Raw genomic sequence first — 18,742 nt, forward strand, 5'->3', positions numbered from 1 at the left:
CGGCGGCGGTCCGCCGCCGACAGCGACGCTCCACTCCGAAGACCATGCTCACCAGCGCTTCGGAGACGCTCCACGACCAGTTCGATCTGGTTCACTGCCATCAGACAAGATTACGCGGCTGTCGATGTGATCGACTGAGGATGGCTCTGTTGAAATCCTTCAAACCTGACAAGAACTCCGTACTGAACATAGCACGCGTGTACAACACGAGCCGGAGCCCGATCCCGCTCGCCGACCGACTACACTCCTCAACCCCCGACTACGGTTATTCAAGGGTCTAAGGCTACCCAACTACCAGTATCCTTGGGGTGTAGTCGGTGTAGCCGGGGAAGAAGTGAAACTCGTGATTGTGAAAGAGTAGAACCGGCTTAGGCAGTAGTATATTGTAGAAAAGAAGGTTGGGGGGTCCCCCCGACTACACCGACTACATTTGATGAATCGGTGCCGAACCGCCGTCTTTTATCCTCCCGTGAATTGAACGCAGCCGTGTACGGGCCTTTCTCTGGTAAGATGTACTAACATCCCAACGCTTTAGCCGGTGTTGATACTCTCCGCGAACGTCTCGAAGCTGGCGGGGGTGTTGATCTCCGCTATCACCTCCACGTCCGGATTGAGGTAGTTCGCCTCGGTCATCAGCGTCGCCATGCTGACCGCCTTGTACGCGTTCTCGTGGTCGCGGGTAGTGAGCGCCACTCCGGTCTCGTGGGGAAGCCGCACCTCGCGGGACCCCTCGTCGATGGACACCGGGCGGTCGTCGAAGGGGATGAAGGGCATGTGGGCGTTCATCAGCGTCGTCTTGCCCGCTCCGGTCGGCCCCGCGAACAGCACGACGCCGTGGTGTTCGTACAGCAGCCACAGCAGGGTGACGAGCTCGGTCGACAGCGTACCCCTGTTGACGAGGTCGACCGGCGTCATCGCGTTCGCGGCCTGCTTGCGGATCGAGACGTGGGGACCGTCCTCGGAGATGACCGGCAGCGCCACCGCACACCGGACGGTTTCCGGGACCCCGTCGATGTCGAGGTTCACCTTCGCGGAGGGTGTGGAGGCGTTTAACTCGACGCCGTCGCGGGCCGCCAGCCGCGTGACGACGTCGACGAAGCGGGTCTCGTCCGCGAACGCGAGGTTCGTGGGGATCCGCCCGCCACCCGCGAGCGGGTCGATCCCGCTACTCGCCACTGTATCGTCTGACCCCTCGTCGTCCGCCCCGGAGAGCACCGCAGGTCGGGGAACGACTTTCACCCGCTCGTCGACACGGTTGGCCTCGACGTCCTCGAGATGTGGGTCACGGATTGGGACCGTAAGCGGCCCCTCTCCGACGAAGTCACGAAGCACGTAGTACACCAGGTCGTCGATTCGGTCGCCGTCGTAGGTCGGCTCGGCCGCGGGCGATACGACCCCGCGGTCCGCGAGCAGGCGACGGACGCGGTCGACTCCGGACGCGACGAGGTCGCGGGCGTCGCCGGCGGTCACCCGTCGAGAGAGGTACCGTCTAGCGTGTTCGGCGACGAACGCGGTTCGGTCCTCGACGAGTCGGTCAACGGGCGTCTCCCAGATCCGGCGTTCACACTCGCGGATCAGTTCGTCGTCGCCGGGGAGCAGGTCGGGTTCGAGCACCGCGTACTTCGTCTCGAACGCGTCGGAACCGAGTAGTCGCTCCCGATAGACCACGACGTCGATCGAGAAGCCGGCGAACTCAATCGGGTACCGGGCGAGTCGCTCGCCGGCGACCCGTTCGACGTACTCCGCGTCGGCGTCGATGCCGGTCTCGAGCGGCGCGAACGCGTCCGTGTGGACGATCAGCTCGCGGTCGTCGCCGACATCGGCGACCGCGATCCGCTCGTCGAGCGCGATCGCCGTCCGGTCGCCGAGCAGTCGGATCGCACACAGGGCGTGGTAGTCCACTCGCCGCCGGGCGGCCGCGGTCGTATCGAGGAGCCGGTCGAGCACGCGGACGTACTTCGGCTCGAAGCCCGCCTCCGCGCGTTCGACCGCGCCCGATCTGGTGAGGGGGCGACGGTGGTTGACCGCGGCGAAGTGGTCCCGCACCGTTTCCAGCGCACGCTCGTCGGCGGGTGACAGTGGGGGCTCACGCACGTCGTAGCCGAACCGCCCGCCGTCACGCTCGCGGATCGTCGCGACGACGCCCGGCGCTGACTCATACTGTGCGCGGACGTCGGGCGCGTACCAGGCTTCGGGGTCGTCGGGCGGGATCGGGGCGGGAACCGCGGAATCGGTGTCGTCCGCGCTCCCGCCGATCCGCAGGATTGGTCCGGTCGTCACGGCTGTCTCGTTCGCTCGACCGAAGTCGGACGATCGAATATAAGTGTTCGTTTCTTCTCTCAGCGGGTTGTTTCAGGACTCTGAAACGCTGTGAAATACGGACGTACGCCTCGCGTGGAAAGCGGTCACGACGTGAGTACGGAGCTGCGACCGTGGTTCGCCACGAGGGCCGCTCGATACGACGGTCCGATTCGGCCTCCGGTTCCGGCCCGAAATACCGGTACCGAGCCATGGATACACGACGATTCAGGGCGACCCTGAAACGGGCTCCGGGGTCCTTTCGCTTCTTCAGGCGGACCAATACTAGGTGGCACGGGATCGTAGCCGACGATACACGGGGGAACACGAATGGATCCGGAACACACGGTCGAGCGCAGGTCCGAAGCGGACGACGGACTCGCGATCGACCCCGTACACGTCCTCGGACTGACCGTGTTGATCGTCGCCCTCGCCGCGCTCATCGCACTCATCGCCACCGGCGTGGCGTTCGGCGGCACGGTCACAACGGGTGTCTCTGGCACGCCCGCCGTCGTCGCTTATACCCGTTGACGGTGAAGCGAGCGGTCGCCGTTCATACCTGACTGGGTGGGGAGCACGTACTACCGTTCGAGGCCCCAGTCGATCGTATGTTCCTGTTCTGGCATCGATCGGACCCGCGAGTTCGCGACAACGCCGGGCTCGCGGCGGCCGCACGCGAGGGAACGGTCGTCCCCGTCTTCGTCTACGACACGGACCTGTTCGGCACGATGGGCGCGCGTCAACGCGCGTTCCTCTTCCGGCACGTCGCGGCACTGAAACGGCGGTATCGAGAGCTCGGCAGCGACCTCGTCGTCCGGGCGGGCGACCCCGACGAGATCCTCGTGGATCTCGCAACGGAGTACGACGCTGAGACCGTCTTTTATAATGAGGGGTACCGCCCCGCTCGACGGAACCGACAGCGCGAGGTCACGGACGCGCTCGCCGGAATCGGCGTCGAGACCGACGCCCGCACGGACCGCGTGTTGGTCGATCCCGGCCGGCTGGCGTCGACATATGAGAACCACAGTCGGTTTCACGACGACTGGGAGACGGTCCCGAAGCGGGGACCGTACGCCGAACCGGACGCCGACGCGCTCGCCGACGTGTCCGATCCGAAGACGGTACCCGAACCGGATGTCGATGTCGAGTTGCCGCCGGCCGGATACGCGGGGGCTCGCGACCGGTTCGACGACTTTCTCGCGAACGGAATCAACACGTACAACGACACTCGCGACGACCTCGCGGCTGCGGTCGACGCCCCGACACACGCGGTCTCCCGCATGTCCCCGTATCTCGCGACCGGCGCGATCGGGATCCGGGAGGTGTGGGCGGACGCAGGCGACGCGTACGAGTCAGCGACCGGCCGGGCGCGGAAGAACGTCGACAAGTACCGGTACGAACTGTCGTGGCGCGAGCAGATGTACCATCTGCTCTACTACAACCCCGACCTCGCCGTCTCGAACTACAAATCGTTCCCGAACGAGATCGCGTGGCGTGAGGCCGACGCCGACTTCGAGGCGTGGACGCGCGGCGAGACCGGCTATCCGCTCGTCGATGCCGGGATGCGCCAGCTGAATCAGGAGGGGTACATCCACAACCGCCCGCGGCAGGTCGTCGCGAGCTTCCTCACAAAACACCTCCTGATCGACTGGCGCAGGGGCGCACGGTATTTCACGAAGCAGCTGATCGACCACGACTACGCCTCGAACCACGGTGCGTGGCAGTGGACCGCCTCGACGGGCACCGACTCCGTCGACGTGCGGATCTTCGACCCTGTGAGCCAGATGTCGAAGTACGACGAGAATGCCCGGTTCGTGACGACGTACGTTCCGGAACTGCGCGACGTGCCCGCCGGGAAGGTAGTCGACTGGCCGACGCTCTCGCGTCGTGAACGCGAAGAGCTCGCCCCCGACTACGCACACCCAATTGTCGACCGCAACGAGGGGTACGACCGAGCACAACGCGTCTTCGAGGAGGCGCTCGGGAAGCGATAGCCTAGCCAGTCCCGGCGAGCGCATCTTTATAATCGAGGACGGACCGATTCGGGGTATGGAACGCGTCCGTGCCGCACTCGGTGGACTCGCCGTCGTCGCCGCACTCTTCGGTGGCATGATCCTCCTCCGAACCCTGAGCCGCTTCCTTCGGGCGCTGGTCTGGTTCGCGGAGACAGTCGCGCTGTTCGCCTTCGCCGTACTGTTCGGCTACCTCGCATATCGGGTGCTGTGGGGCGTCAGCGACGACCCGCGGCAGCACTGACCGGTCGGCATCGTCGATGTGAAGCTATCAACCGCTGAGTATTTCGACGAGGTGGTCCGGCTTTATATACACGCCGACCCATCTTCCGGCCGTGCTGCTTACCGCTTCGTTCGTGTTACACGTGCTCTCCGCCGCGCTGTGGACCGGTGCGACGCTGTACGTCGTCTACGCGGTCCTGCCGCGGGCGACCGACGGAACGATGCGGCCGGCGACGTTCGTCGACGGCGCACATCGGCTGTTGCTCATCACCCGCTGGACCGGGGTTGTGCTTCCGCTAACCGGCGCGTACATGATCTGGGATTTATATACCCCGCTGGAACTGCTGACGACGACGACGCGCGGGTGGCTCGTTCTCGCGATGCTCTCGCTGTGGGGGATCATGAACGGCCTCATCGAGATGGGCGTGTTGCGGATGCGACGCGAGATCGACCCCGACCTCGGCTGGGGGACGTACATGGCAGAGGGGTTCCCGTTCGAGGTGGTTCCCGAGTCGATTTCGACGGAACGCTTGGCAACAGCGGGTCGGCCCTACCTTCTCGCAAGCGGCGGGTGTGCGGTCCTGTTGCTCGTCGATGCTGCGTTGCTGGCGGGTGGCGTTCCGTTGTGAATCGTATCGAATGTACAGGCGGTCAAGGCGACTGCCCCGGGGCTTGACCCCGGGGTGAGTTCACACGAGCGTAGCGTTCGCTGAGAGGCGTGAATACTCTGAGTTGTCCCCCAACAGTTATTGCGATCTATTACGGACTATTACACATGCCAATTAGCATCGATCGGTTCGAAGACGGGCCGGAAGACGCTCTCGATATAACACAGGGTACACAACCTCACCGTATCCTTCAGTTCCTCGCAGAACACAGCGATGAGGCATTCACGCAGACGGAAATCCATGAGAGAACTGGGATCAAGCGGGGGAGTGTCGGCGCCGTCCTCTCGCGACTCGAGACGCGGGACCTCGTGCGTCATCGTGGACGGTACTGGGCCATCGCAGAGGATGATCGCCTCGCCTCGTATGCTACACAGCACGCGGCGAGTTCCGCTTCGACGACGGACGATTACTACGGCGAGGAATGAGTGCCATCTACACTCGCGGGACGGTGGTGAAGGGACCTGACCTTCTCGCCGAGCACAACTACCGTCCGTACGTGTGTCTGACCGATGATTCTCATCCATTTTCCGAAGAAGAAGCGCTGTACGCAGCGGTTACGACGACGCGGCGGGCTGTCGCGATCCCGCTCGGAGACGATGATTTCGTTTCCGGTAGTCTCCCTCGTGAAAGCTACGTGAATCCGTGGACGATCGTCTCGATCCGTCACACCGATATTCAGGAGGAGGAAGGTCGTCTCGACGAGGAAACAGTCACCAAAATCGCAGGGGATGCTGCCGGATATCTCGGTGTTGAGTAGTGGACCCAGACTGTTAGAGCGTTTCAACAGGACCAACTGAAACAACGGCGACTCGGCCTGCCGCCGACGAGCCTTTGTCGCGGCCGACCGTCAACAGGGTATGCCGAGCGTCAGCGACACGTACATCGAGAACCGCCAGCGCGTTCAGCCGACTCACACGAACAACTACGAGTCTGCCCACGGAGGAAACATCGTCAAGTGGATGGACGAGATCGGCGCGATGTCGGCGATGCGCGCCGCCGGCGAGACGTGTGTTACCGCCAAGATCAACGAATTGGACTTCAAACGGCCGGTGCCACAGGGAGACACCTGTATCATCGAATCGTACGTCTACGCGGTGGGTCGAACGAGCCTCCGGACGCGGATCCGGGCGTACCGAGAGTCGCCGCGGACGGGCAACCGGGAGCTGACCACAGAGTCCTTTTTCGTCTTCGTCGCCGTTGACGCGGACGGGACGCCGACCCCGGTGCCGGAGCTGGCGGTTACAGGTGACCGCTGTCGCGAACTTCGCGACGAGGCGCTCGCGGCGGAACCCGACGCGGAGCGGTAACAGGAACGTACGGTGGGAGGGCGCATTAGTGATACACCCATCAGCCTCTCAGTCACTCGTTTATAAGTCGTTGCTAGCGCGGTACCGGTTTTCGAAGCCCAGCCTGCTTCGGCCGAGAGGTTCGTTTGGCTCTGTTGAAATCTTTTATAAACGATACGAAGTCGGTGCTGAATAGAGAGCGCTTATTCAGCACGGTTCACCCCAGTTTGGTTGGTTTGCTTCATTATTGTCAAATCCTGCATCGAAATCAAAGTTAGGCGGCTTGTCAGCGATCTGCTCAACGCACCACGTACTGATATCCTGATTGAACGACTCGGCTTCCTGGAACATCAAGCTCATATCTTCTACATTACTGGTGTTCCAGTCGCCAATACCCTGATTAAACGACATAGCACCAGAGAACATCCGGCTCATATCTTCTACATTACTGGTATCCCAGTCGCCAATATCCTGATTGAACGACTCGGCTCCCCGGAACATCCAATTCATATCTTCGACGTTACTGGTGTCCCAGTCGCCAATATCCTGATTGAACGACTCGGCTCCCCGGAACATCTGATTCATATCTTCGACGTTACTGGTGTCCCAGTCACCAATATCCCGATTGAACGACTCGGCTCCCCAGAACATCCGATTCATATCTTCGACATTACTGGTATTCCAGTCTCCAATATCCTGATTAAATGACTCAGCAAAAGCGAACATCCGGTCCATATTTTGAACGTTACTGGTATCCCAATTGCCAATATCCTGATTAAACGACTCGGCATCAAAAAACATCCTGCTCATATTTTCGACAGCACTTGCGTCCGCATTTTCCAAGTCAAATTCTCCCACATCCGTTCCAACATCCGCCTGAGTGAATGAGCTGTCCTCGAAATCGTGTTCCTGAAGCTCCCCAAGATCAAACAACCCACTACTGTCTGTAGGCAACACTACAGATGCGTCTTGTTCTGGTCCATCTTCTTCATCGGCACATCCGGCAATAGCTGCTGTCGTTGTACTTGCGCCAATTAGCAAGAACTTTCGTCTATCCATGATAAAATAACATGCGGATATTTCAAAGAAACTATCGACCCTGACGGTTGTTTGACAAAATTCGGCAAGGGTCTATGCTGACTTCACTCTCTGTATCTCGCATGATACCCGAAACCTATCATTGTTTGAGGGTTTCAATAGATTCGTTCGTTTATAAGTCGTTGCTGCTGGGTCGGCGGTGAACACCTCCAAAGCCCCAGCCTGCTCCGGTCGAAGGGCTCGCTTATAAGTGGTTACTGGTGGATCGGTAACGAACATCTCCAAAGCCCCAGCCTGCTCCGGTCGAGGGGTTCGCTGCGCGCTGGAGCGGGCTCGCGGCGCTCGCCGCTCCAGTGCTTGCGTCACCCGTCTTCCCGGAGCAGGCTGCCCCTTTGAGTCCCACCCCGCACCTCCGGAAGACGGTCCTGCTCGCTCACTTCGTTCGCTGCCCGGGTTGCGACTTCCTTGCTCCCGCTCGCTTCGCTCGCGGGACCGCAACCGCCCTCACGCCTCCCCAGCCTCGCCGCGGCTGCTTATAAAGCAGCCGCGGGCTCCAGCGAGAATCGAAGATTCTCTGGCAGTCGGGCGACGCCCGACGACCTCGCGGGCTCCTCGCGGCCGCTTATAAGCGGCCGCTCGGAGGCGCGCCACCGCTTCGATCGCTTATAAACAGATGGTGTCGTCTTCCTCGGCACGGCCTGACGCTCGCGGTGTGAGACCCGACTGACCGCGGCGTCTTCGACTCAGTAGTCGCCGAGCACGCCCAGTCGACGGGCGCGCCGCGTCGCGTAGTGGAACACGAGGTAGCCACCGAGGAGGTAGCCGACGGCGACGCCGACGAGCAGCGCGAGGTCGGCGGGCCCGAACTCCCACAGTCGCACGCCGTCGACCATGGCGCGCTGGAGCAGCGCGCTGCCGTGTGCCAACGGCAGAAAGCGGGTCCACGGCAGTTCGAACACCGGCGCGGAGATGAGGACGATAAAGCCGAACTGGAGCAGGTTGAGCCAGTTCCCGATCCGCTTGTACAACACCGTCACGCCGCCGGCCGCGAACCCGAGTCCGAGCACCGAGACGATCGCGAGCCCCGCGACCGAGACGACCGTGATCGGGTCGAGGCTGAGCCGCGTCCCGGTCAGCAGGAGCATGACGGCGAGCACGACCGCGCTCGTCAGGAACGTCCTGACCACCTTTGCGACCCCCTTCAAAAGGGCAACCGGCGCGAAGCCAAACGGGGTGGTGACGTGCCGTTCCAGCGTCCCCCACTGGACCTCGCTGCCGATGTCGTTCGACACCGAGGAGTACGCGCCGACCGACAGCGTCCACAGGAAGTAGCCGGCGATGATCCCTTCAAGCGAGTCGGCGAGCGCCTGTCCGGCCAGCAGCTGTCCGCCGTAGAACAGCACGCCGAAGAAGAACAGCGAGACGACGATCCCCCCGATCGCGTTGGCCGGATAGCGCACGAAGATCAGGTACTCGCGGTACAGCACGGCTCGCGCGAGGTGGTAATACGTGGCGGGCCGAGGCTCCTCCGCGGAGTCGAGTTCTCGCTTCACGTCGACCTCTCCGCCCGCTTCGACCTCCCGACTCACGACGATCGGCCTCCGTCGTCGACTCCCTGACTCACGTCGACCTCCATTCCGGTGACGTCGACGAACACCTCCTCTAGGTCGGGTTGGACGGTCCGCACGTCACCGATGGTGACGCCGGCGGCCCGAAGCGCGTCCATCAGCGCGTAGAGGTCGTCGCCGGCGGCCGCGACCTCGACGGACGTTCGATCACCCTCGACGGCGACGGATCGCACCTCGAACCGGTCGCGGAGCGCCGCGAGCACGTCGTCGTCGATGTCGGGGCTCGTGACCCTGACCGCGTCGCGGTCGGCACCCGACAGCAACGCCGAGACGGTGTCGTCGGCGACGATCCGTCCGTCCGCCATCATCACGACTCGGTCACAGACGTCCTCGATGACGGCCATGTCGTGGCTGCTGACGACGATGGTGAGTCCCTCCTCGACGGCGAGCCGACGGAGTTCACGCCGGAGGGTACGGGAGCTCTCGACATCGAGTCCGAGGGTCGGCTCGTCGAGGAAGACCAGTTCCGCCCCGCCCGCGAGGACGCTCGCCAGCGACACCTTCTGTTTCATCCCCCGGGAGAGGTCGCGGACGGCAGTGTCGGCCTTGTCGACCAACTCGAGTCGCTCCAGAAGTCGGTCGTGCCGGTCGGCGACGGAGTCCGGGTCGATGCCGCGGATCGTCGCGAAGTATCTGAGGTTCTCACGGACGGTGAGTCGCCAGTAGTCGTTTCTCGCGCCCTCCAACATCGCGTCGACGTTCGCGTATGCCGCTCGGTGACCGCTGCCGCCGATGTCGACTCCGAACACCCGAACCGAGCCGGTGTCAGGGAGGACGACCCCGAGCGCGCACTTGATCAGCGTCGTCTTGCCCGCGCCGTTCGGGCCGAGGAGGCCGACGATCGACCCGCGCTCGACGGTCAGACTCACGTCGTCGACCGCGAGCACGGAGCCCTCGCCGCTGCCGAAGCGTTTCGAGACGCCGTCGACGACGAGCGCCGGGGGACCGTCGATCGGTCGTTCCGCGGCGGTGTCCGTCGACGAGTCTCGGTCCGGCTCCGTAGCGGCCGCGGAGTCCGTGGTCGTTGGAGAGTCGACGGCGGAAGCGGAGGGAGGTTCCGACATAGTCGGACGAGGTGGCGAACGGACATAAACGGCCCGCGGACGCAGACGGTTTGTCCGGGCCACACGTACCGGTCGCATGGACCTCGATCGTTTCTCGGCCGACGCACCGGACGACTGCGACGCGCCGGGTGACGCCCGCGTCTGTGTCGTCGCGACCCGCCCGGACACCTTCGAGCGATGTCGCGACGGGATCTATCCGAGTCCCCGCTCGTACGATCGAACGCGCGAGCCGTTCGAGTACATAGCGTTCTACCGGACGGTGCCGGTCTCGGCCGTCACCCACTACGCCCGGGTGACGGACCGGACGGAGCAGGTTCGCGGGGAGGCCGGCCCGATGGACGAGCACGACTGGGAGGCGCTCATCGACCCCTTCTCGACGGAGCGGGTCGCCGTCGTTTTCGAACTCGCCCCCCTCATTCCGCTTTCCGAACCGGTCGAGAACGACGCAAACGGGGTTCGTGGGGCGTGGTACTGCTCGGTCGATGACCTCCGTGCGGCGTCGACGCTGTCGGCACTGGCGCAGCGTCCGGAGTCGTAGGCGATCCCGACCGCCGTCGCCAGTCGAGTTATCATCGTTGGTAATCCGACGGATACGATTAAATAGCGGACGTAACGAGCGGGATTCGTTATAAATGCTCGAACGGATCACGAACCATTACGGTCGACGAGTCGGCGTCGTCGTGCTCGGTACGCTCGCGACGACGCTCGGCTTTATTGCGCTGTTCGGCGCGCACGTCGCGGCCGTCGAGACGGCGGACGCGGGGGTTGCGGCGCTGACGGCGACGGCGATCGTCGTGACGCTCAACCTCGGACTGCTCGGGATCGTGCTCGTCGGGAACGTCGCCGTGGACCTGCGTCGGCTCACCGCGCTCGCGGAGGCGATCCGCGACGGAGACTTCGAGGCGACCGCGGACTCCGGTCGCCCGGACGAGATCGGTCGGCTCTTCGGCGCGATCGACGAGATGCGCTGCTCGCTTCGGGATGCGATCGCGGACTCTGAACGCGCACGGGCGGACGCCGAGGAGGCTCGTGCGGAGGCCGAAGCGCTCACGGAGGACCTCCTCGACCACGCCGAGGGGATCGGCGGCGCGATGGAGCGTGCCGCGGACGGGGACTTCACGACGCGGCTGCCGGAGGACGCCGACGTCGACGCGATAGAGCGCATCGCGGGCGCGTACAACGAGATGGCGGTCGATCTGTCGACGACGCTCGACGACCTCCACGCGTTCGCCGCCGACGTGGAGTCGACGAGCGACGAGATGGCCGAGCGCGCGGACGAGGTCGGCGAGATGAACGAGTCCGTCGCGACGGAGATGCGGGAGCTCGCGGACGCGATAGACGACCAGACCGATCGGCTCCGCACCGCCGCCGACGAGACCGACGACTTCTCGGCCATGATCGAGGAGATAGCCTCGACGACCGACGATGTCGCCGGGGATGCGTCGGCCGCGGCCGAGCTCGGCGAGACCGGCGATCGCCACGCCACGGCGGCGGTCGAGTCGATCCTCGAGATCGCCGACTTGCTGGAGGAGCTCCAGGCGCTCGTCGACGGGCTCGACGACCGGATGGACGGGGTCGCCGACACGACCGACATCATCGCCGGGATCGCCGAGCAGACGAACATCCTCGCGCTCAACGCTTCCATCGAGGCGTCGCGGGCCGGCGGCGACGGCGACGGGTTTGCCGTCGTCGCCGACGAGGTGAAATCGCTCGCCGAGGAGACCCGCGAGTCGACCGACGAGATCGACGCGACCATCCGGGAGGTGATGGAGGAGGTCTCCGCCGTAGCCGCGGAGACCGACGAGGCGATGGCGGAGATAGACGAGACGACCGCCGCCGCCGACGAGGCGGGCGACACGATAGCGCGGCTCACGGAGACCGTGGAGGACATCGACGTCGCCATGGCGGACATCGCGCAGGCGACCGACGAGGGGGCGAAGGGCATCGAGACGGTCGCAGCGACGGTCGACGCGGTCCACGAGAGCGCGGAGGAGGCGGCCGACCGGGCGCGGTCACTCGCGGCGACCGCCGACGAAACCGCGGCGACGATGGAGGAGGTCCGGGAGACTGCGGCGTCGCTCTCCGAGCGGACTCGAACGCTCGAACGCCGGCTTGCGGAGTTCGAGACGCGGACGGACGGCGCGGGAGAGGGAACGGATCACGACGGCACGGCAGTAGGCGGGACCGATCCCGCCGCGAGTCCGCTCGCCGCGACCGACGGTGGCGGGGGTGACCGCCGATGATCGAGTCGGCGACCGTTCGGCTGGTCTCGGCCGTGTTGTACGTCGGATGGGCGGCGGTTCTGTTGGCGGCCGTTCGCCGTCGGTCCCCGCCGGCACGGCGGTACTGCTATCCGTTCGTCGCCGTCGTGGCGCTGGCGGCGGTGGCGGTCGGACTCCGCGGTGCCGGTATCGGCGTCGTTCCAATCGGCGCGGGCGAGATCGAGATCCCGCAACTGATCGGGGACTACGCGACCTACCCGCTACTGTTCGGCTTCGCCGCGTTCGTCGCCGGCGCGAGTCGACGGTACGTCGGCCTCGTGGTCGCGACAGTCCTCGTCATGCGGGTCGGCTACGACCTCGCTGACCTGTTCGACGGTGCTCTCGGACTGGCCGGCACCGGAGGGATCCTCGTCGGCTACGTCGTGCTGCTCTGGCTCTACTTCGGTCCGGTGGCGGCCGCCGCGGCACGCCAATCCCCCAAGCGAGCGTTGTTCTACCGGAAGACACGGAACCTCGTGCTGTTCGTCTTCGGGATCCTGATCGTGTGGGCGATGTTCCAGCTGTTCGGCGCGTTCGACCCGTTCACGGGGAACGTCACGCTGGAGTACATCGACTTCCTGCTCCGGGTCGGCTTCGCGGCCTTCGTGATCGCGAACGCCGAGACCCTGGTCGGCGACGATGACGCCGACGGTAGGGGTGACGGTCCCGACGGCGGAACTGCCACTGCGGGCACGACGGGCGGCGATCCGTCGATGGCGGGCGACTGAGTCCGGCCTACGTCCTTCTCTTCGGATGGCGGTGATGACGCCGTCGGAGCGACGAGTTCAGCGATCGCTCGACCGCGTCGCACGGACGAACTCCGTGCTGCTCCCGAGCGGGTCCGTCGCGGTGGCAGTCCGGATCTCTCCGAATCCGGCCTCCCGGAGTTGGTCGAGCGTTCGGTCGCGTCCCGGTGTGGAAAAGAACATCCGGCCGCCCATCCACCCTCGTCGAACCGTCTCGAATCGGCCGCCGGGCAGCGTCATGAGCAGGCGACCGCCGGGGCGAAGCGCTCGAGCAAACTCCTCGTATACCGTCGGGTGGCGGTCGCGACCGACGTGAAACACCGCGTGATACGCCGTGATCGCGTCGAAGGCGTCGGCCGCGAACGGGAGCGTCGAGAGGTCACCCTGTACGAGCCGGGCGTCGGGGACCTCGCTCGTCGCGAGTTCGAGTCCGCGCCGGGAGACGTCGAGCCCGACGCTTCCGGGCGGGAGGTTCGCGAGCGTCCGCGCGCCGTCGCCACACCCTACGTCGAGGACGGCGGGATCCGACGGGAGCTCGTCGAGCAGGTCGTCGATGAGGGCGGCGTCCGACCCGTCCGGGTCCCGCCGCGACGCGTACGTCTCCGCGACCGCGTCCCACGCTCGCCGCACGTCGTTTCGGTCCATACCCGACGGACGGGTCGCGTGGATATGAGGTCTCGGACCCCAGTGACGACGGAACCCGCTCGCACCGCCGTCTCTCTCGGTGCCTGCCGTGGATTAGACTAGTCTAAAAATATTATTTGTATCGCAACATATATTTGTACGTCGTGACTGAGTTGTCAGTAATGAAGACCAACGACGGAGCTGGTAGTGACGTACTGTCGAGACGGGCCGCACTCGCGGGCACCGCCGGGGTCGCGTTCGGTCTCGCGGGGTGTCTCGGGGAGGACCCGCAGGCGACCGACGAGCGGAACGGGGGCGACGGCGGGAACGGGCGCGGCGGAGGTGAGGACGACCGACCGACCGTCTTCGCGACGATGCCGGCGGTGTGGGACTTCGTCCGACAGGTCGCCGACGACCACATCGACGCGATCGACCTGGTTCCGGTCGGCGAACACGGCCACGACTGGAACCCCGAACCGGGGACGGTCGGGGACCTCGAAAGTGCCGACGGCTTCGTCTACCTCCGCGACTTCTCCAGTTGGCAGGACAACGCCGCCGACCAGCTGGCCGACGACGATGACACCGTCGTCATCGAGGCCTCCGCGGGGATCGACTTCTTCGACAGCCCCGCAGAGGACAACGACGAACACTGGTGGATGGACCCGATCGAGTGTCAGACCGGCGTTGACAACGTCGCCGACGGGCTCGCTGAGATCGATCCCGACAACGCCGAGGCGTACACCGAGAACGCCGCGGAGTTCAATCAGGAGCTACAGGAACTCCACGAGGACTTCGAGGCGATCGTCGAGCGCGCGGAGCTGAACGAACTCGTCGTCGGCACCCACGACTCCTTCCAGTGGTGGAACCGGCGGTACGACCTCGACATCTACTCGCCGGTCGGGACCTCCCCCGACGACGCCGCGTCGCCGGGCGACGTACAGGAGATCGAGGAGCTCATTCAGGACTTCGGGATCGGCCACGTCCTCTACGACGTGGGCGAGCCGGGACAGCTGGCGGAGTCGCTGGCGGACGAGACGGAGACGACCGTCCTCCCGCTGTCGCCGATCGAGACCCAGATCGACGGCACGCCGCCGATCGGCGGCGATCTCGTGATGGAGTCCGACTGGGGGTACGTCGACCACTTCCGCGAGATCAACCTCCCGTCGATAGAAACGGCGCTCAGGGCGGAGTGAACGGATTCGGGCGGACCGAACGGATTCGGGCGGACCACCCGGAGCGGAGACCGAAAACATATGACTCCGAAACGAGTGCTCATTGACACCAACGGTATCGAATGACCCCGGCGATCGACGCGGAGAACGTCCGGTTCGCGTACGGGGACACCCCCGTGTTGAGCGGCGTCTCCCTGACCGTCGAGGAGAGCGAGTTTCTCGGACTGGTGGGTCCCAACGGGTCGGGGAAGACGACGCTCCTGAAGATACTGCTCGGGCTCAAAACCCCCGACTCGGGATCGGTTCGACTGTTCGGCACGCCGGCACGGTCGTTCACCGACGGCACCCGGCTCGGGTACGTCTCCCAGCAGTCGAGCGAGGCCGACGCGACCATGCCCGTCACCGTGCGGGAGGTGGTCCGGATGGGGCGGTACGCGCACGCCGGGATCCGGCGGCTCAGCGACGAGGACCGACGCGCGGTCGACGAGGCGCTCGATAGGACCGGCATCACCGACCTCGCGGACCGACGCATAAACCGGCTCTCGGGCGGCCAGAAACAGCGGGCGTACATCGCTCGGGCGCTCGCGAGCGAGGCGGATCTGCTCGCGCTCGATGAACCCACCGTCGGCGTCGACGCCGACTCGGTCGAGCGCTTCTACCGCCTGCTCGACGAGCTCAACGACGAGGGGATCACAATCGTCCTCATCGAACACGACGTCGGACTGCTGGCCGAACACGCGACCACGATGGCGTGTCTCGACGGGGAGCTGTACGCACACGACGAGACGCGCCCGTTCCTTGAAAGCGACGCGTTGGAGCGCGTGTTCGGCTCCGCGCGTGCCGTCCGCGCCGACGCACTGGGCGGGGACGCGCTGGGTGGGACCACCGACGCGTCGGCCGGGGACGCGGACCCGATCGTCGAGGACGCCGACGCGCCGGTCGGGGGTAACTGAGATGGCGACGCGCGACCGACTCGCGGAGACCTTCCCGCCGCAGAGCTTCGCTAGGCGGGCCGGGATCGTCGCCGGGGTCGGCGTTCCGGCCGGGCTTGCGATCATGTCGTTCATCGTGTGGGTCTTCCCGCCGCTGTACGACGCGTTCTGGGGGGCGACGTGCTCGACCGCCGACGTGTGGCTGGTCTGTAGCGGGTTCCTCCAACGCGGGTTCACCGCGGGGATCCTGATCGGCATCACCGCTCCGGTCGTCGGGGCGTACCTCGTCAACCGACAGATGGCGCTCATCGGCGAGGCGCTCGCACACACCGCGTTCGGCGGGGTGGCGATCGGGCTGTTCATCGGCGCGGCGGTGCCGGGGCTCGACTACCCGCTCTTGTTCGCGCTCGTCGCGGCCGCGATCGCCGCACTGGGAATGCAGTGGATCGCGGTCAACACCGACGGCTACGCCGACATTCCCATTGCGATCATGCTCACCGGCGGATTCGCGGTCGGGATCGCGGTCATCTCGTACGGCGTCGTGTTCAGCGCGACCGTCGAGAGCTACCTGTTCGGTGACATCCTCTTCGTCCCCTTCCGGAACGTCCAACTGATGGTCGGGCTGACGCTCGTCGTCGCCGGGGTCGTCGCCGCCACGCACAAACAGCTCCTCTTTATCACGTTCGACCGCGAGGCGGCGCGGCTCGCTCGGATCGACGTCTGGTTCTACGACACCTTGCTGATCGTGTTGACCGCCCTCGTCGTCGTCGCGGCGATGCAGGTGCTCGGCGCGATCCTCGTCGCCGGAATGCTCGTCATTCCCGTCGCCGCCGCAATGCAGGTGACAGGAAGCTTCAACGGGGGGCTCGTGTTGTCGGTCGTCTTCGGTCAGGTCGCGGTGCTGGGCGGTATCCTCGTCTCGTACGCCCTGAACATCGCGACCGGTGCGACGATCATCCTCGTCGCTATCGCGGTCTACCTGCTGGCGCTTCTCGTCGGAACGGTCCTCGGGCGGTGACGAGAGAGCGCTGCCGGGGATCCCCCGAAATCGGCCGATCACGTGAACCGATGGCATCCGCTTTCTCCACGCTTTTGACCTGACGGTCCGAACGCGAGTACGATGGCGCCCACACTCGACGATATTGACCTCGACACCGTGTCGCTCGGACGAACGGGTCTTCGAACGAGCGAACTCCAGTTCGGCACGTGGCGGTTCGGTCGCGTGACCGAGGCCGGCAACGTGGAGATCGGCGAGGAGCGCGCGGGCGAACTGCTCGACGCCTACGCCGAGGCCGGTGGGCGATACATCGACACCGCCGACGTGTACGGCGGCGGCGACTGTGAACGCTGGATCGGCGACTGGCTCGACGATCGTGAGCGTGAGCGCTACACGATCGCCTCGAAGATCTACTGGCAGACCCGCGAGGGCGACCCGAACAGCCGCGGCACGAACCGGAAGAACATCCGCCACCGCCTTGATACGCTCTTAGACCGACTCGACACCGACTACGTCGACGTCCTCTACATCCACCGGTGGGACGACGAGACGCCGGCCCGCGAGCTGATGAAGACGCTCAACGGGCTCGTCGAGGACGGCACGGTCCACTACCTTGGCGCGTCGACGATGCGCCCCAACGCGTGGAAGGTCGCCCGCGCCAACGAGATCGCAAAGGCGGAGGGCTGGGAGCCGTTCACCGTGCTTCAGCCGCGGTACAACCTCGTCGACCGCGAGATCGAAGGGGACTATCTCGAGTTTGCGCGCCAGCAGGAGCTGGCCGTCTGTCCGTGGAGCCCGCTCGGGCAGGGGTTCCTGACCGGAAAGTACGACCGCGACGAGGACCTGCCCGAGGAGTCGAAGGCAGCGGAGTCGAGTCGGTTCCAAGAGGGGTATCTCACCGAGGAGAACTTCGACCTCCACGACGAACTTGACGCGGTCGCCGACGAAGTGGACGCCTCGCCCGCACAGGTCGCGCTCGCGTGGCTCTCCCACCGCGACGGCGTCACCGCCCCCATCGTCGGCGCGCGAACCGTCGACCAGCTTACGGAAAACCTCGCGAGTGCGGCGATCGATCTTTCCGACGAACAGGTCGACCGACTCACCGCCGCGAAACTCGGCCCCTACGACGGCTTATAAGTAATCGGCTCGTCGGCTACGGCCGACAGTTCGGTACGGGCGGCGGACTCCGGTGGCGTTCCCGAAGTTCGAACCGCCAGCCCCTGTCCGGCACCGGACCGCCGTGAGCGACACCGGGAGTGGGTATATCAGATCGCCGTCGACGAGATCGTATTTAAAATGGTATGAGCGGCAGCGGCGACCACTTATAAACGAGCGGTGCTATCGGCGCGCCCCGGTGAGCGCCGCGCCGCGGCGCTCACCGCCGGTGCGAGGGAGCCCGGAACGGCGCTTGTAAGCGCCGTTCCGGCGAGGTTGGGGAGGCCTGAGGTGCGGTTGTGGTTGCGGGGCGGGGTGGGACTCAAAGGGGCAGTCGTGAGGGCGCCGCAGGCGACGCAAGCACCGCAAGGAGCGACTGAAACGAGCGACTGAGGAGCGCAGCGAGCGTGCGGCGCCCTCACGACTGGGGCTTTGGAGGTGTCTGCCGTCGATCCGCCAGCAACGACTTATAAACAGCCGACAGCAACACCCACACCCGACCTATAAACAACCGATCATCTATATCGATATACCCACTCCCGAGGTAGTTGGATAGCAGTTCCATGTCGAGACGATTTCGTAGCAGTCTCATAGATCGTTCACTACTGCTGAATTACTGTGTCGCTGGGGAGTCGCGGA

General features: G+C 65.0%; 19 protein-coding genes. 14 read left to right on the forward strand and 5 right to left on the reverse strand.

Features of this window, described 5'->3' with window-relative positions; all coding sequences use genetic code 11:
* Positions 1-531: 531 nt before the first annotated feature.
* Positions 532-2,280 carry an ATPase, T2SS/T4P/T4SS family gene (locus J2751_RS14585; RefSeq protein WP_209487091.1) on the reverse strand — a complete coding sequence of 583 codons (1,749 nt, stop codon included), beginning with the start codon at positions 2,278-2,280 and terminating at the stop codon, positions 532-534.
* A 348-nt stretch (positions 2,281-2,628) separates the two neighbouring features.
* Here J2751_RS14585 and J2751_RS14590 point away from each other — a divergent pair, with 348 nt between their 5' ends.
* From J2751_RS14590 to J2751_RS14620, 7 genes are all read left to right on the forward strand, one after another.
* Positions 2,629-2,829, forward strand: a complete 201-nt coding sequence (locus J2751_RS14590) for a hypothetical protein (protein ID WP_209487092.1) — start codon at positions 2,629-2,631, stop codon at positions 2,827-2,829.
* A 77-nt stretch (positions 2,830-2,906) separates the two neighbouring features.
* A complete protein-coding gene (locus J2751_RS14595; protein ID WP_209487093.1) occupies positions 2,907-4,292 on the forward strand; it encodes a cryptochrome/photolyase family protein in 1,386 nt (461 codons plus the stop codon).
* 55 nt (positions 4,293-4,347) lie between these two features.
* Positions 4,348-4,554 carry a hypothetical protein gene (locus J2751_RS14600; protein WP_209487095.1) on the forward strand — a complete coding sequence of 69 codons (207 nt, stop codon included), beginning with the start codon at positions 4,348-4,350 and terminating at the stop codon, positions 4,552-4,554.
* Between the two features lie 91 nt (positions 4,555-4,645).
* Positions 4,646-5,161 carry a copper resistance protein CopD gene (locus J2751_RS14605; RefSeq protein WP_209487097.1) on the forward strand — a complete coding sequence of 172 codons (516 nt, stop codon included), beginning with the start codon at positions 4,646-4,648 and terminating at the stop codon, positions 5,159-5,161.
* A 146-nt stretch (positions 5,162-5,307) separates the two neighbouring features.
* Complete coding sequence (locus tag J2751_RS14610; protein ID WP_209487099.1) at positions 5,308-5,625, forward strand: MarR family transcriptional regulator; 318 nt, start codon at positions 5,308-5,310, stop codon at positions 5,623-5,625.
* The gene (locus tag J2751_RS14615; protein WP_209487102.1) at positions 5,622-5,957 is read left to right on the forward strand and encodes a hypothetical protein; all 336 of its coding nucleotides are present in this window, start codon (positions 5,622-5,624) and stop codon (positions 5,955-5,957) included. Before J2751_RS14610 ends, J2751_RS14615 begins: the two co-directional genes overlap by 4 nt.
* A 100-nt stretch (positions 5,958-6,057) precedes the next feature.
* Positions 6,058-6,507: an acyl-CoA thioesterase gene (locus tag J2751_RS14620; protein ID WP_209487104.1), complete on the forward strand. Its 450-nt coding sequence runs from the start codon at positions 6,058-6,060 to the stop codon at positions 6,505-6,507.
* Positions 6,508-6,693: 186 nt separating this feature from the next.
* On the opposite strand, the gene J2751_RS14625 is transcribed toward J2751_RS14620, so the two are convergent.
* The 3 genes from J2751_RS14625 to J2751_RS14635 form a co-directional block, all read right to left on the reverse strand.
* Positions 6,694-7,545, reverse strand: a complete 852-nt coding sequence (locus J2751_RS14625; RefSeq protein WP_209487106.1) for a BspA family leucine-rich repeat surface protein — start codon at positions 7,543-7,545, stop codon at positions 6,694-6,696.
* Positions 7,546-8,267: 722 nt separating this feature from the next.
* Positions 8,268-9,077: an ABC transporter permease gene (locus J2751_RS14630; protein WP_209487125.1), complete on the reverse strand. Its 810-nt coding sequence runs from the start codon at positions 9,075-9,077 to the stop codon at positions 8,268-8,270.
* 32 nt (positions 9,078-9,109) lie between these two features.
* Complete coding sequence (locus J2751_RS14635; RefSeq protein WP_209487108.1) at positions 9,110-10,216, reverse strand: ABC transporter ATP-binding protein; 1,107 nt, start codon at positions 10,214-10,216, stop codon at positions 9,110-9,112.
* Positions 10,217-10,292: 76 nt separating this feature from the next.
* On the opposite strand from J2751_RS14635, the gene J2751_RS14640 reads away from it, so the two are divergent.
* The 3 genes from J2751_RS14640 (at position 10,293) to J2751_RS14650 (ending at position 13,205) form a co-directional block, all read left to right on the forward strand.
* Positions 10,293-10,754 (forward strand): hypothetical protein, encoded by a 462-nt coding sequence (locus J2751_RS14640; RefSeq protein ID WP_209487110.1) that lies wholly within the window; start codon positions 10,293-10,295, stop codon positions 10,752-10,754.
* Positions 10,755-10,848: 94 nt separating this feature from the next.
* Positions 10,849-12,459 carry a methyl-accepting chemotaxis protein gene (locus J2751_RS14645; protein WP_209487112.1) on the forward strand — a complete coding sequence of 537 codons (1,611 nt, stop codon included), beginning with the start codon at positions 10,849-10,851 and terminating at the stop codon, positions 12,457-12,459.
* Positions 12,456-13,205, forward strand: a complete 750-nt coding sequence (locus tag J2751_RS14650) for a G protein-coupled receptor family protein (protein WP_209487114.1) — start codon at positions 12,456-12,458, stop codon at positions 13,203-13,205. The genes J2751_RS14645 and J2751_RS14650 overlap by 4 nt, the downstream gene beginning before the upstream one ends.
* Before the next feature lie 57 nt (positions 13,206-13,262).
* Here the strand turns inward: J2751_RS14650 and J2751_RS14655 are convergent, their stop codons facing one another.
* Positions 13,263-13,868, reverse strand: a complete 606-nt coding sequence (locus tag J2751_RS14655; RefSeq protein WP_209487116.1) for a class I SAM-dependent methyltransferase — start codon at positions 13,866-13,868, stop codon at positions 13,263-13,265.
* Positions 13,869-14,029: 161 nt separating this feature from the next.
* Between J2751_RS14655 and J2751_RS14660 the strand changes: the two genes are divergently transcribed.
* The 4 genes from J2751_RS14660 (at position 14,030) to J2751_RS14675 (ending at position 18,085) form a co-directional block, all read left to right on the forward strand.
* The gene (locus J2751_RS14660) at positions 14,030-15,040 is read left to right on the forward strand and encodes a metal ABC transporter substrate-binding protein (protein ID WP_209487119.1); all 1,011 of its coding nucleotides are present in this window, start codon (positions 14,030-14,032) and stop codon (positions 15,038-15,040) included.
* Between the two features lie 101 nt (positions 15,041-15,141).
* Positions 15,142-15,972, forward strand: coding sequence for a metal ABC transporter ATP-binding protein (locus tag J2751_RS14665; RefSeq protein WP_209487121.1), 831 nt, complete (start codon positions 15,142-15,144; stop codon positions 15,970-15,972).
* 1 nt (position 15,973) lies between these two features.
* The gene (locus J2751_RS14670) at positions 15,974-16,969 is read left to right on the forward strand and encodes a metal ABC transporter permease (protein WP_209487123.1); all 996 of its coding nucleotides are present in this window, start codon (positions 15,974-15,976) and stop codon (positions 16,967-16,969) included.
* Between the two features lie 102 nt (positions 16,970-17,071).
* Complete coding sequence (locus tag J2751_RS14675; RefSeq protein WP_209487124.1) at positions 17,072-18,085, forward strand: aldo/keto reductase; 1,014 nt, start codon at positions 17,072-17,074, stop codon at positions 18,083-18,085.
* Positions 18,086-18,742: the final 657 nt, after the last annotated feature.

The organism is Halorubrum alkaliphilum (assembly GCF_017873815.1).
GTDB classification, from domain to species: Archaea; Halobacteriota; Halobacteria; order Halobacteriales; family Haloferacaceae; genus Halorubrum; species Halorubrum alkaliphilum.